Annotated in this window: 9 protein-coding genes; 3 read left to right on the top strand and 6 right to left on the bottom strand. The window is 54.7% G+C overall.

Going from position 1 to position 13,201, the window contains the following annotated elements; genetic code table 11:
• Positions 1-132 precede the first annotated feature (132 nt).
• Both HS100_03370 and HS100_03375 read left to right on the top strand, forming a co-directional pair.
• Positions 133-2,871: a S8 family serine peptidase gene (locus tag HS100_03370; GenBank protein ID MBE7432929.1), complete on the top strand. Its 2,739-nt coding sequence runs from the start codon at positions 133-135 to the stop codon at positions 2,869-2,871.
• Between the two features lie 159 nt (positions 2,872-3,030).
• Positions 3,031-3,423: a hypothetical protein gene (locus HS100_03375; protein ID MBE7432930.1), complete on the top strand. Its 393-nt coding sequence runs from the start codon at positions 3,031-3,033 to the stop codon at positions 3,421-3,423.
• A 32-nt stretch (positions 3,424-3,455) separates the two neighbouring features.
• On the opposite strand, the gene HS100_03380 is transcribed toward HS100_03375, so the two are convergent.
• Positions 3,456-5,120 carry a hypothetical protein gene (locus HS100_03380; GenBank protein MBE7432931.1) on the bottom strand — a complete coding sequence of 555 codons (1,665 nt, stop codon included), beginning with the start codon at positions 5,118-5,120 and terminating at the stop codon, positions 3,456-3,458.
• 16 nt (positions 5,121-5,136) lie between these two features.
• Positions 5,137-6,780 carry a hypothetical protein gene (locus tag HS100_03385; GenBank protein ID MBE7432932.1) on the bottom strand — a complete coding sequence of 548 codons (1,644 nt, stop codon included), beginning with the start codon at positions 6,778-6,780 and terminating at the stop codon, positions 5,137-5,139.
• A gap of 81 nt (positions 6,781-6,861) precedes the next feature.
• Between HS100_03385 and HS100_03390 the strand changes: the two genes are divergently transcribed.
• A complete protein-coding gene (locus HS100_03390; protein MBE7432933.1) occupies positions 6,862-8,469 on the top strand; it encodes a glycosyltransferase family 39 protein in 1,608 nt (535 codons plus the stop codon).
• 67 nt (positions 8,470-8,536) lie between these two features.
• On the opposite strand, the gene HS100_03395 is transcribed toward HS100_03390, so the two are convergent.
• From HS100_03395 to HS100_03410, 4 genes are all read right to left on the bottom strand, one after another.
• Positions 8,537-10,549 carry a hypothetical protein gene (locus HS100_03395; protein ID MBE7432934.1) on the bottom strand — a complete coding sequence of 671 codons (2,013 nt, stop codon included), beginning with the start codon at positions 10,547-10,549 and terminating at the stop codon, positions 8,537-8,539.
• Positions 10,546-11,505, bottom strand: a complete 960-nt coding sequence (locus tag HS100_03400) for a P1 family peptidase (protein MBE7432935.1) — start codon at positions 11,503-11,505, stop codon at positions 10,546-10,548. The genes HS100_03395 and HS100_03400 overlap by 4 nt, the downstream gene beginning before the upstream one ends.
• 49 nt (positions 11,506-11,554) lie before the next feature.
• Positions 11,555-11,848 carry a hypothetical protein gene (locus tag HS100_03405; protein MBE7432936.1) on the bottom strand — a complete coding sequence of 98 codons (294 nt, stop codon included), beginning with the start codon at positions 11,846-11,848 and terminating at the stop codon, positions 11,555-11,557.
• An 89-nt stretch (positions 11,849-11,937) separates the two neighbouring features.
• Entirely contained in the window at positions 11,938-13,146 is a 1,209-nt protein-coding gene (locus HS100_03410; protein MBE7432937.1) for an AI-2E family transporter, read from the bottom strand.
• Between the last annotated feature and the right edge of the window lie 55 nt (positions 13,147-13,201).

Consider the following 13,201-nt stretch of genomic DNA (forward strand, 5'->3'; position numbering starts at 1 on the left):
ACGAAGAAAAGGCATAAAATCCATCCAATTTAATCTATCGAAAATTGAATACAGCTTGACCCTGTGTCCAACGCCGGTCCCGCCTACGGGTCGGCGTTTCCAAATTTCAACCGTTCAAGAGGAGAGACGTGTATGAAAAAGGCAGTCAGGTATTTTGTTTCAGCTCTTGTCATTGTAGTCCTGACCCTCGGCTCAATGGCAATGACTCCCGCTCAACAGGCGGGCAGTCAAAAATATTTCGTCGTCCAGTTCGCCGGTCCCATCGAAGAATCTTGGAAGAACGAAGTCACAGCAGAGGGCGCGGAGATCCTGGATTACATCCCGGATTTTGCGTTTAAAGTCCGCATGAATCCCGGCATTGCAAACCGGGTGGCGGGGATGGGATTCGTCAGTTCGGTCACGCCCTTCCAGCCGGAATTCAAATTCGGCGCGGACTTGAAGCGCGATGGGGAGCAGAATCTCTATCTCGTCCGCATCGAACGCGGCTCGGACTTCGGCTTGACCCGCGCAGCCGTCGCCCAGACCGGGGCGGAGATCCTCAGCTTCGAAGAAGACTTGATGGTGGTTGCGGCGAACGGCTCCTTCGTGGACGCCATTGCCGACGTGGATGACGTCGCTTCGATCAACAATTACGTCATGCACGAATTGCACAGCGCCTCGGGCGCACCAGCCCAAAACGAATCCGCTGGAGATATTGTGAACGCTGATGTCGCCAACGGCCGCGGGTATGACGGCTCGACGGTCATTGCCGCGGTTTCGGATACAGGCTTGGGAGACGGCACGGCGGCGGGGGCGCACCCCGATATTCCGTCCAGCCGCATCGTGGCGATCTATAACTGGCCCGGCGCGACGGACACCTGCTTCCAATCCATCATTGACGATGGAGCCGTGGATGTGGATTCGGGTCATGGGACGCACACCTCCGGCTCGGTCTTGAGCGGAGGCGAACCGGGCGGCCAGGGCCGCGGCGTCGCTCCGGCCGCGAGGTTGGTCTTCCAAGCGACCGAAAACTGGGCGAACATCTCGAACTTCTGCCAGATGTTCGGCGGATGGCCCGCGAACGGATATTTCCTGACGGGCTTGCCGGATGACTTGAAGACCATGTACCAGCAGGCGTATAACGCGGGCGCGCGCATCCACTCCAACTCGTGGGGCGCGGCGGTCTCGGGCGATTACACCGTGGACAGCGTCAACACCGACTCGTTCGTGTGGACCAACCGCGACATGGTCATTACCTTCTCAGCGGGCAATGAAGGCGTTGATGCCAACAACAACGGCGTGGTGGATAACGACTCCATCGGCGCGCCCGGCACGTCTAAGAACGTCATCACGATCGGCGCCAGCGAGAACCTGCGCCCCGACAATTGGCCCTGCGATACCAGCCTGACCTACGGCTCGTATGACGTTTATCAGACCGGGCAGACCTGCAACAGCATGGGCGGCACACAGCAGAACTTCCTCGGCACCGCCGGACAGCGCTGGGGCTTCACGACCGAGCCGCTCAATTCGGATGTGTCAGCCGGAAATTCCCAGCAGATGGCTCCCTTCTCGAGCCGCGGTCCGACGGATGACGGGCGCATCAAACCGGACGTTGTCGCTCCCGGCACGTGGATCCTTTCCGCCTCTTCGACCATGTATCAGGAAGGCTACGGCGATCCGGTCAATCCCCGCAACGGCGCGTATCAATGGGACGGCTGGGGCATGCCCTATAACAGCGAATACAAATACATGGGCGGAACCTCCATGTCGAATCCCATCGCCGCGGGCGGCGCGACGGTCGTGAAGGATTATTACACCAAAGCCTTCAGCATCAATGCCAGCGCGGCGCTCGTCAAAGCCACACTCATCAACACCGCCGTGGACCTGGCAGACGAGAACAACGACGGCTTCAACGATAACGATTTCCCGATCCCGAACGTGCATGAAGGCTGGGGCTTGATCAACCTCGACGCCGCCACCGACGGCACCGTCGCGTTCGTGGATGAAGCCCCAACAGGCTTAAGCACCGGCGGTTCCACCGTCTTCACCGTCACGCCCACCGGTGGTCCGCTCAAGATCACCTTGGTCTGGTCGGACTACCCCTCCACCGATACCGCGACGACAAACCTGGTCAACAACCTGAACCTGACAGCCGTCAGCGGCGCGAACACCTATCGCGGCAACGTCTTCTCCGGCGGCTGGAGCACGACCGGCGGCTCGGCAGATAACGTCAACAACGTCGAGAACATTTACATCCAGTCTCCGAGCGGCACTTACACCGTGACCGTGAACGCCTTCAACATCCCGAACGGCCCCCAGAAATTCGCGCTCGTGGTGGACGGCGGCACGATCAGCGCCGCTCCCGCTCCGCAGACAGCGGGTCCATTTGCTCCCTCGGCGCAAGCCGCTGTGACCTCCAGCGCGGGCGATAACAACGGGTACGAATCCAATCCCGCCAACGCCTTTACCAACGATTCCGTGTTCGCCATTGACCTGAACTCCGGCTCGAACAAGAACACCTCCTGCTCCAACACCGGCAAGGACAAGCACCAGTTCTACAACTTCAACATCGCCGGTCTTGCCGGGACGGTCCAGGGTATTCAAGTGAGGCTCGATGCGCGCGCAGATTCAACCAGCGGCTCGCCAAAGATCTGCGTCGAGCTGTCATACAACAACGGAGCAAACTGGACGGCGGTAAAGCAGACTTCGACTCTCAGCACCACCGAAGCGACCTACAACCTCGGCAGTTCCTCCGACACTTGGGGACGCACGTGGGCGCTTGGCGATTTCAGCAACACGAACTTCCGCCTGCGCGTGACGGACGTGGCGAGCAACAACTCGCGCGATTTCTATCTCGACTACATCACAGTCAGCGTCACCTACCAGCCGTAACTAGTACCTAATTATAAGAAACACACCCCGGTAAAAAAGCCGGGGTGTGTTTCTTATTAGCTGCATGCAGTTATTTATGAGCAGGAAATAGGGGTGTATTTTGCTTTCCACCGTGCTATGATGAAGTCAAGGAACAGCTCAGTTTAAAGGAGGTGCGGCATGAACCCGAAGTCGATTCGTCTGTTCGCGCTTTTTGCGTTTGTTGTTCCTGTCTTCACAGGTTGCCTCACCAACGGGCAAATATCTGATCTCGATGCGGAGGCGAAAAATTCCACTCCGGAACTGATAAAGTTTACGCAGATGAGCGTTCTGGAGCATATGAACTCCATACATCTTGTATCCATCCCGGCCACCGAGGAGTGGCGGGCGGATGCGAGCGCGGGTTCGAATGGAGAGTACTGCTTTCGCAGCGGCGGTTGGAAAATGGTGATCTATCCCGCCACAGATGAAGGGAATCAGCGGGTCGTCGTCATCGATGCGGAAAGCGATACCTTTTGGTGCGGCTCTGTCGAACCGGACGGGGATATTGCTGACACCTGTCTGATGCGCTGACGGACCCCGGATGAGTAGTTGAAAACTCCCGTCTATTTCCAGATGGGAAATTTTACCGTCGGCGCGGTGATCCGCATCATGGTTTCGAACATTCCAAGGTTGTTGACGATAAGCAGCAGGACAAAAGCAAGCAGGAGGATCCGGAACCAGCGCTTCTCCGCAAGATCCTGCCATGCGAGGGCGAGAAAGAGCAGGATGGCATAGGTCCAGTTCACTGAGTAAAGGAACACGTCCTTGCCGTAGCGGAGATGAAGGACAAAGTAAAAAAGAAGGGTGGCGATAAACGCAAATGAGAAGCCGTTGTCCTGCCTGCGGATGTTTTTCAGGAAGAGGACCCCGCCGAGGACGAGCAATCCCGCCCAGACGATAGCCAACGCATCACCCAACAGCGTTTCATAGTTCGCCAAAAGCATCGGGTCTTTTTTGATGGAGGCGCGGAACATCCACACCTTGGGGAAGGGCAATCCATCGCGGACGACGAGCGGCTCAGGCGCGACGAAACTGTGCAGGGTCATCACCCGGGCAAGATAATCCGCCCGTTGGAAGGTGGCGGGAAATTGGTTGTGTCCCTCGGCTTCGAGGGTGGCAAAGTCCCAGAAATATGGCTGGGAATCGGGATAAATATAATTATGCAGGAGCGATAACGGAATCACCAGCGCGCCGATTATGAGCCCATAAATGACGAGCTGCTTGATATTCCGCTTGACGAAGAAATGAGCGATGAACGTCTGCGCCACATTCGAGATGGTGATGCCGAAGGCGGTCAGCCCGGCGATGACCTGCATGTAGAGCGGCTTGTCCGTGAGAAGAATGACCAGGAACGCGAGAGCCACAGCCGCAAGGTAGATATAACTCTCGATGACGGAACCAAACACCAGTTGAGCCGAAGAGGCGCCGAAGAGAGCGGCGATCAAAAGCGCGTAAAGCGGATTCCCCAGCTTGTGTTTGACAAAATACCAGACGAGATAAACGCATAATCCGCCGACCATTGCGTTGAGGGTGAAGGCGGCGAAGAGTTTATTCCCGTTGAAGAGAAAACCGAGAAGCGCAACGAACGGGCGGATGATGAGCAGGATGAACGGGTGCGCGGGACGCCAGTAGTAATCCTCGTAGGTCGGCATGGTGAAGCGATAACGGTAGAGATTGGAGTCGGCGTCGAAGAATACATCGTCCGCGTCGTAGTGGGGACGGTTGAAGATCGAAGCGAAAAGGAGGTACACGCAAAAGAACAGAAAGGCGATCAGCAGGCCGCCGAGATTTTCTTCGAGGAACAGGTAGATGCGCGATTCTCTCCAGTTCTTCCTGTGGGCAGTGCCGACCGCGATCATGGCGATGAAAAAAGCGGGAATGAGCGCGTTGGCGAACGAAACGCGGACGGAGGCGTCGAGATGAAAGGTCAGGGGGTCGAAGAGGTTCGTGAATGGTTTTGCGAGGTTGTACGAGGCGGGCAGGACGACGATCAGAGCCGTAAAGAGAACCACCTTGAGCGATGCGTCGATTCGATTTGAAACGATTTCCCTTTTGATCCGATCGAGGAGGTAATATCCAAAGATGTTGACGAGGCTGTGGACCAGGATCGTCCACAACGCAACTTGAAGCGCGGTCTTGTGGAAATTTTCCAGGAAGGAAACCGCCAAATAAGTTGCCGGGATGCCCAACAACCATGCCAGCGGGAGGCGTTTATCGAAGGTCTTCACGTTTCTTTTCCTTTGATCAGCGGAGATGCATGTACGATGCCCAGAGCATGATGAGGATCAATCTCGAGTTGTTGAGCATCAAAAGGAAGATGAAACCCAACAGGGAAAATTGAAACCAGCGTTTGCCGGAAAGTTCGCGCCACGCCAGCGCGAGAAAGAGCGTGATGGCATACGTCCAGTTGACGGAGTAGAGGAAGACATCCCTGCCGTAGCGCATATGAAGCGCGAAGAAGAACAGACAGGTCAGGATGAACGCAAAGGGAAAGCGGTTATCCTGCCTGAGAACATTCTTCAGGAAGAGAAATCCGCCGACGGCGACAAAGCCGAGCCAGGCAGTGACAACCGCATTTCCAAGAGACGTTTCGTACCTTGCGATCTGCAACGGCACCTTTTTCAACGCGGCGCGGAACATCCACACCTTGAGAAAGGGAATATCTTCCTTCAATAGCAGCGGGTCCGGCGAGACGAAACTATGCAGGAGCATCACCCGTCCCAGGTAGTTGGCGCGCTGGAGGGTCGGCTCGAAGACATTCTTTTCCTCGTATTGCAGGGTGGAAACCTCCCAGAGATACGGATGGGCTTTGGGGTAAATGAAGTTATTGAGCAGGTTCAACGGGATGACCAGCGCACCAACGATCATTCCGTATTTGATCAACTGGGGGATGCTGCGCTTCACCATGAAATGCGCGATGACCGTCTGCGCAATGTTCGAGATGGTGATGCCAAACGAAACCAGCCCGGCAACCACCAGCATATGAAGCGGCTTATCTTTCAACAGCAAAACGATGAAGATCAACGCTGCCGCGCCGAGGAAGATGTAGTTCTCGATCAACGAACCGAATGCGAGTTGCGAGGTCGAAGCGCCGAAGAGGGCGGCGATCAGCGAGGCATAAAGCGGATTGCGAGTCGTTTCCTTTACAAAAAACCAGACGAGGAAAACGCACAAAGCGCCGGTCAATGCCGTGACGATGAACGCACCGTATAACATATCCCCTTTCAGGAACAATGAGATCATCCAGACCCACGGGCGGACGATGATCAACACATACGGGTGGACGGTCCGTTCGTAATAATCCTGGTAATGCTCCGTCCCGAATCGCATGCGGTATAGTTTGCTGTCGGTGTCGAAAAAAATATCGTCGAAGCGGAAGATGGGCTGGTTGAAGATGGAGGCGAGAAGGAAATAGACCGAGAAAAAAAGCGCGGCGACGACCAAGCCGCCGAGGTTGGAATCCACGAAGCGATAAAAACGACTCCGGCGAAAATCCCTGCGATGCGCCCGGGCAACGAACCACATCGAAAGGGGAAGAGCCGCCGCAATCCCGACGAGGAAACCGGTCAGCGTTTCAGGGGCATGGGCATACGCCGAAACATCGAACTGGCGCGGAAAACGGCTTGCCATGTTCACAAGACCCGCAAAGAAAACAATGCTCGAACTCGCCAGCGCAAGCAGGATGGAAGCATCCATTGGATATGTCCGGAATTTATCCGCCAGCCTGCCGAGGGCGAAATACGCAAACAAGGTAACAACCGCATGGAGAACAACCGAAACCAGGGCAGTCTCGATCAAAATTTTGTAATAGGCATCCAAAAAACCGATTGCGATATAACTTGCGGGGATTCCCAACGCCCATGCGGAGAGGAGTCGTTTGTTCAACATTTTTCTCAGAGCGTTTGGAGTTTACCACACGCAACCGGACTCAAAAGTCGGGAGACTTCCGACCGCCAACGTCAGGAGACGTTGGACTCCGGTTTCACGTTCTGGTATATTTTCCTGCGGATGAATACGCTCGAGCCTTTCGTCTCCCGCTGGAAAACCCACATGCTCTTCACCGCCATCCTGCTGATTGGCATCTTCGCCCGCGTCTGGGAGTTCGCCTCCCTGCCCCCCGGCTTGAACGTGGACGAAGCCTCCATCGGCGTGGAAGCGTACTACCTTTATAAATTCGGCATGGATCGGTTCGGACTTTCCTATCCCGTCCATTTCATTTCATGGGGCAGCGGACAAAATTCGCTGTATGCGTATTTGCTGATGCCCTTCGTGGCATTGAAGGGGATCGACGCCTTTGCAGTGCGCCTGCCGATGATGCTGGCGGGAATCCTCTCCCTGCCGCTGGTTTTCATCGCCGGGAAAAAATTATTCAATGAGAAATTCGCGCTGCTGGCGATGTTCTTCATGGCGGTCTCGCCCTGGCACATCGTCAATTCAAGATGGGCGGTCGAGTCGAACATCATGCCGTTTCTTTTTCTGGCGGGCTTTACCACACTCACACTGGCGGACAAAAAAAACTTGTGGGTTTACGTTTCGATATTTTTCTTTGCACTTTGTCTTTACGCGTACGGCACGGCATATGTCGGCGTGCCGGTTTTTCTTTTGCTGACCGTCCCCTACCTGCTCAAACTCAACCGATTGACGGTCACTCAGGTCATCATCGGCGCGGTCGTTTTCATTTTGCTCGCCTTCCCCATTGGGCTGTTCATCGCCGTCAACACCTTCAAACTCGAGACCATGCATTTGGGCGTCATCACCATTCCGCGCCTGCCTGTCGAAGCCCGATACGAAACGATGGCGGCGGTTTTTGGCGAAACCCCCTTTGCGGCGATAGCAGGAAATGCAAGGATCATGTTCGACCTGTTATGGACTCAGTCCGATGCCTTCCCCTGGAACTTCGTCGAGCCGTTCGGATATTTCTACAAAGTTACATTCCCTCTCGTCCTCATCGGTCTGTTCCTCGCTTTCTTCATCAAGGAGAATCGTCCCGGGCGCTGGCTGATCGCCGCATGGATGCTCGCCTCGATCATTATTGGGCTGGTCCATCCCGTCAACCTGACGCGACTCAACATCATCTTCACTCCCATCCTGTTATGCATCGCGCTTCTTTTTCTGGACCTCGAACCGCGCCTGCCCAGGATCATTCCCGCCGCTGTTGTCCTGTTTTCCATCGCTTTCCTATACTTCAACCGTGCCTATCACAGTGAAGATTATCGCAAGGTTACAAGCGCGTTATTTAACGAAGGCATCGTTCCCGCCATAGATTACGCCGCCGATAAAAGTGACTCCCTCATCTGTCTCACCGACGAACATTATTCACTTTACATCTATGTGCTGCTGGCACAAAAATATCATCCGTCTGAATATGTGACCGACCTGGAATGGATCGATCCCGCCGATCCCGCCGACCCTGCGCGGAAGTTGGTCGCGCTGAAAAATTTCCGCTTTACGCCGGAAGCCTGCCTGAGCGACCCCAAGGCGGCCTACATCCTCACCCTAAGGGAATCCCCGCCCAACCCCGGTATCGGATACAAGGAAAAGAAATTCGTCAAGTTCGTGGTGCATCTGCCAAAATGACGCATAGACGGCGTTCTCAAACGCCGACCGATACCGAAGCGCGTAAGAGTACGCGCCCTACGCAAGATTACACCTGCATCCCCAGCACATTTAATATCGTCGAAAGCAAAACCCCGTTATTCCAAGCCAGCAGAAATAGAAATATCAGCAAGACCGCCTGGAACCATTTGCGGTCGTGGATTCCATTCCACGAAAGCCCCAGCAACAGAATCAACGCGTAAGTCCAATTGGGCGTATAAAGGAACAACTCCTTGCCGTAGCGCAAGTGGAGTCCCAGGTTGAGGAGCATACATCCGATCAAGGCAAAGGAAAATCGCAGGTGAGGGTTTTTCTTCAGGTTCATCAAGAACAAAACACCGCCAAGGAGAAGCAACGCCAGCCAGAACCATGAAGCGGCGTCCTGTATCGGCAAGTCATACCGGCTGAGTTCGTCGATCTCCGGTTTGAAAAACCGGAATTGAATGAAGGGAATGTCCTTGTCGTAGAAGATGGGCGAAGGCGCCGCGATGTTGTGGAAGAGGAAGGCGCGGGTCAATGCTTGAATCCGCAGGGAATTCAACGGGAATAAATTCTGCTGTTCCGCCTGCAAAGTGGACGGCACGAAGAAGAAAGGGTGCGCATCGGGGAAGAGCAGGTTGTTCAACAGGGTTAGCAAAATCAAAAATACAAACACTGTGACACCAAAGCGGATCATCTGCCTGATGTTCGGTTTGACCGTGAAAAGCGCGATCACATTCTGGGCAAAGTTCGTATGCGTGATGCCGATGGTCGTCAGACTCGCGGCGAGCAATGCCGGGAGCGGTCTATCCTTGATGAGCAGGACAAAGAACAGGATCAAACTCGCGGCGAGAAAAATGTACGATTCGATCAGCGAGCCAAAGACCAGGTGCGAGGCGGTGAATCCCAACAGCGAAGCAATCAACGAAGCGTAGGCTGAACTCCCTGTTGCGGATTTGATGAAGAGCCAAACAAGGTACACACACGCCGCGCCGCCCAAAGCAGTGAAGAGGTACGCGCCCCAGAGTTTGTTCCCCTTGAGCAGGAAGCCGAGCAGGTCAACAGGCGGCTTGAAGAGAAGCAGCACAAAGGGATGCACTGAACGCTCATAGAAATCGCTCCAATTATCGGTCGTGAGCCGGACGCGCCAATTCATCCCGTCGGCGTCGAAGAAGATATCATCGACGTCGAAACGCGGGTCGTTGATGACGGAAGCAAAAACAAGATACAGAACGAAAAAGGCAAAAGAAAGCGAAAATCCCGCCAGGTTGGCGCTGACATAGGCATAGATTTTCGTCGACTTGAACCGGTTATAAAAACCGGCGAACTTGAGTTTGATGTGCAGCCATGCCTGCCACGGCAGGGCAAGCAGGCTGGTGTATAAAAATACATCGCTCGTTCCGTGGTTCAAAATGAAGTAACCGATCGGGAAGAGAGAAACGACTCGGCTGGATTGGAACAGCCAGATGATGAAGCCGATCAGCAGCAGGAACAAAGAACTGTGAATGAGGGCATCGAACCAGCGTTCGCCCGCAACACGCCGCACCCTGCCCATCATGAAATAACCGCCAACGCCGAAAACCGCCTGCGACATCAATGTCAGCAGAACGATCTCGACCGGGCTGGAATAGAAATCATCCAAAAAACCGACGAGCAGCGAACTTGCAAAGAACGCGAACAACCACGCGCCAAATACCCGGCGGCGTCCGCCTGCTTCGATCAGATTCTGGATGGAAGGCGCGGCAGGAAGGGAGAGGAGAAAAAAAATTATAAAAAGAGAGAGGAACGAAAGCGGCGAAAGGCTGGAAACAAACAGCAGGAGAAGGGTGGAGAGAATCGCCCAAAGGATGATAAAGAAGCGGGCGGGGAAGAACGTGCGCTCGAGAGATTTTTCAAGAATGGGAAACAGATACAAACAACATGCAAATATTGCAAGGGCCGGGATCAAAACCAAAAATAATTGGTCAAGAAAAGCGCGCGAGTCGAGGTCAAAAAAGGACTGCGCCGCCGCAAATGAGATCACCATGCCAGTCACGGCGCTGACAAGCACACGCAAAAAAATCACCAGTTTCCGGTCCGTCATTGATTTTTCTCTTTGCCAGCCAGCCCTGGCAAGCCCCCTGTCGAAACCGATGCCCGCACTGCGCGGACGATCGCCTCCGCAAAAACCTCCGCGGCAAATGCGCCAACGACGGAAAGATCGGCTTTTTTACCGCCTGTGGCAAGCGCAAAGATCGTATCGCCGTCATATTGCGTATGCACGGGTCGGATCGCCCGCGCCATTCCATCATGCGCCATTTGCGCAATGCGCGTCATATCAGCCTTTGTAAAACCTGCGTTCACCGCAACGACGCCGATCACGGTGTTTTGTTTCGGCGCACGATTGAATGAAAGCAGCCTCATCAACTCCATCGTCTTTTTTTCACCGCGTATTCCGGCTGCAATTTCACCCGTCTTCGGATCGTACACATCTCCCAACGCATTGACCGCGGCAAGCGCGCCCACAACAACCCCCCTGCCGATGTGAACGCTCGCGCCTCCAATCCCCGACTTCATCGCTTGACTCTTTCCAAGCATTTTGCCAACGCTCGCACCCGTTCCCGCCCCCGCCACACCCTCGGTCGTTTCATCCCGCGACGCATTCAGGCACGCCTGATATCCCATCTTCGCATCCGGGCGGATTTTGGAATCGCCCAGATCAAGATCGTACAAAATCGCGGATGGCACGATGGGAACGAACGCCTCGCGAGTCTGGAACCCGATCTGATTCTCCTCGAGATAGCGCATCACCCCCGATGCCGCATCCAGCCCAAACGCGGAACCGCCTGACAATAATACAGCATGAACCTGTTGAACCAGATTGCCCGGACTCAACAAATCCGTTTCACGTGTACCGGGCGCGCCGCCGCGCACATCCACACCGGCGACAGCCCCCTTGCGGCACAGGATCACGGTGCAGCCGGTCAGCGCCCTTTTATTCTGCGCATGTCCCACTTCGATGCCGGGCACGTCTGTGATTGAATTGCGGAGTTTTTTCATCGATTGAGATCGATCGGCGCGTTTTATAACACGCCCTGCGCATACCGTCTTATTTTTCCAAACCGCGCATCAGGTTTACGAACTCCGCCCAGTCTTCTTTATCCAGCCAGATGTCGACATTATCGAATGAGACGGCATACATCCCGTCATCGTCGGGTCGGGTTTGAATCAATTCAGGGATCGCCGCCATCAGTTCCTCCCATTCCTCGGTGAAGAAGTTCAAAGTGGCGCGTCCCAATTGCAGATAGTACACCGTCTCGCCGTCGGGTTCGTCCGCCCGCAGTGCGCTGAAGTTTTCGGTTTCGGCGATGGTTTCGGTATTAAGATCCTGGGTATTATTCATGATGTCTCCTAAAAACATAACAATGTGTAGGCGGCGCCCTCTTGCGCCAAAAGCGCGATAGTGAACGCACATTACGCGGAGCGATCGGCTTATTTTTTTGCGCCAAATTTCCGGTCCCGGAAGAAGCGGCGGATTGCGACCATGATCCGCGAGCCGGGAGGCGGCGCCGGTTGAGTTGCTTCTTTTTCCGGGAATGGATCCAGGTCGAACATCTTGCGCATGACATAATTCCAAAGCAGCGCAGCCGTGGCAAGAATGGGCGCGGCAACGACGACCCCAAGGATGCCGAAAAGGTTCGCGGCAATGATGGCGGCCACGAGCACGGCAGCGGGATGCACCTTCAATGCGCTCGACATGATGCGCGGATTGACGATGTTATCGAATATCTGATCTATGATCAGCGCGACGATAAGGACGATGAAGGTATATGTCAGGTCCGGAAGATGAAAGAGGGAATATTGTTGAAAATAAGCGACGATGACAAGTAATGTCCAGTTGACCGCCGGGCCTACATAAGGAACGAAGCGCGCCAGCCCGGCAAGGAATGCAAGACCAATGGCATAGCTTACACCAAGCACGCTAAGGACGATCGAATAAATGGCCACCGCCATAAAGAAGATGATGATCTGCCCGCGAAGGAAGGCGTTCCAAATGCGGCCCAGTTCGCGGCTGAGGCGGGCAAAATCCTGGTTGTATCCGGGGATTTCAACCGTAATGATCTGGTCGCGCAAACCGCGGCTTTCGATGAGTGTAAAGTAGGAAACAAGCAGGACGAATAACGTCCAGCCGAGAAAATTTGCGGCGCTTCCCGCCACTGTGCCAAGCAAGGTGCCCGTACGGCTGAGCAGGGGCTGTATCATGCCGAAAACCTGCTGGCTCAGGTCGCTCAAGTCCAGGGCGCTGAAATCAAATCTGAAGGGACCGAATTGATACACCTGGCCAGAGATTTTTTCGATCAATTGCGGCAGGGTACGCAGCGCATCCTGCACGATGACTACAAGACTTTGGATTTGTTGCACCAATCCCACACCGCCCAGCGTGAGCAGACCCAGCAAAAGGATGATGATAAACAGGAAGATTACGCCCACCGAGGCGTTCCACGAAAAGCGCAGTTTGCGCTGTAAAAGGTCCGCAACGGGGTGGAAAAGATAGGAAAGAAGGAATGCCATCACCAGTGGTGTGATGATGAACTGGAATTTGACCAGTAACGCGCCGATTACGACCACGATGGTCAGCGCGATGACGAGTTTGGTGTTTGTGCCCCAGACAGGCGAAGTCGGTTTGGAGGTCGGTTCCATAGGCGGTGATCCCGGTGAAATGATCGGATATCGACGATCTTTTCTTCGATTCTAT

The organism is Anaerolineales bacterium (genome assembly GCA_015075725.1).
In the GTDB taxonomy this organism is placed as follows: domain Bacteria; phylum Chloroflexota; class Anaerolineae; order Anaerolineales; family Villigracilaceae; genus Villigracilis.

Coding starts and splice junctions, on each gene's coding strand:
- HS100_03370 (MBE7432929.1), top strand. CDS start 133: ATGAAAAAGGCAGTCAGGTATTTTGTTTCAGCTCTTGTCATTGTAGTC.
- HS100_03395 (MBE7432934.1), bottom strand. CDS start 10,549: ATGACGGACCGGAAACTGGTGATTTTTTTGCGTGTGCTTGTCAGCGCC.
- HS100_03405 (MBE7432936.1), bottom strand. CDS start 11,848: ATGAATAATACCCAGGATCTTAATACCGAAACCATCGCCGAAACCGAA.
- HS100_03400 (MBE7432935.1), bottom strand. CDS start 11,505: ATGAAAAAACTCCGCAATTCAATCACAGACGTGCCCGGCATCGAAGTG.
- HS100_03410 (MBE7432937.1), bottom strand. CDS start 13,146: ATGGAACCGACCTCCAAACCGACTTCGCCTGTCTGGGGCACAAACACC.
- HS100_03385 (MBE7432932.1), bottom strand. CDS start 6,780: ATGTTGAACAAACGACTCCTCTCCGCATGGGCGTTGGGAATCCCCGCA.
- HS100_03375 (MBE7432930.1), top strand. CDS start 3,031: ATGAACCCGAAGTCGATTCGTCTGTTCGCGCTTTTTGCGTTTGTTGTT.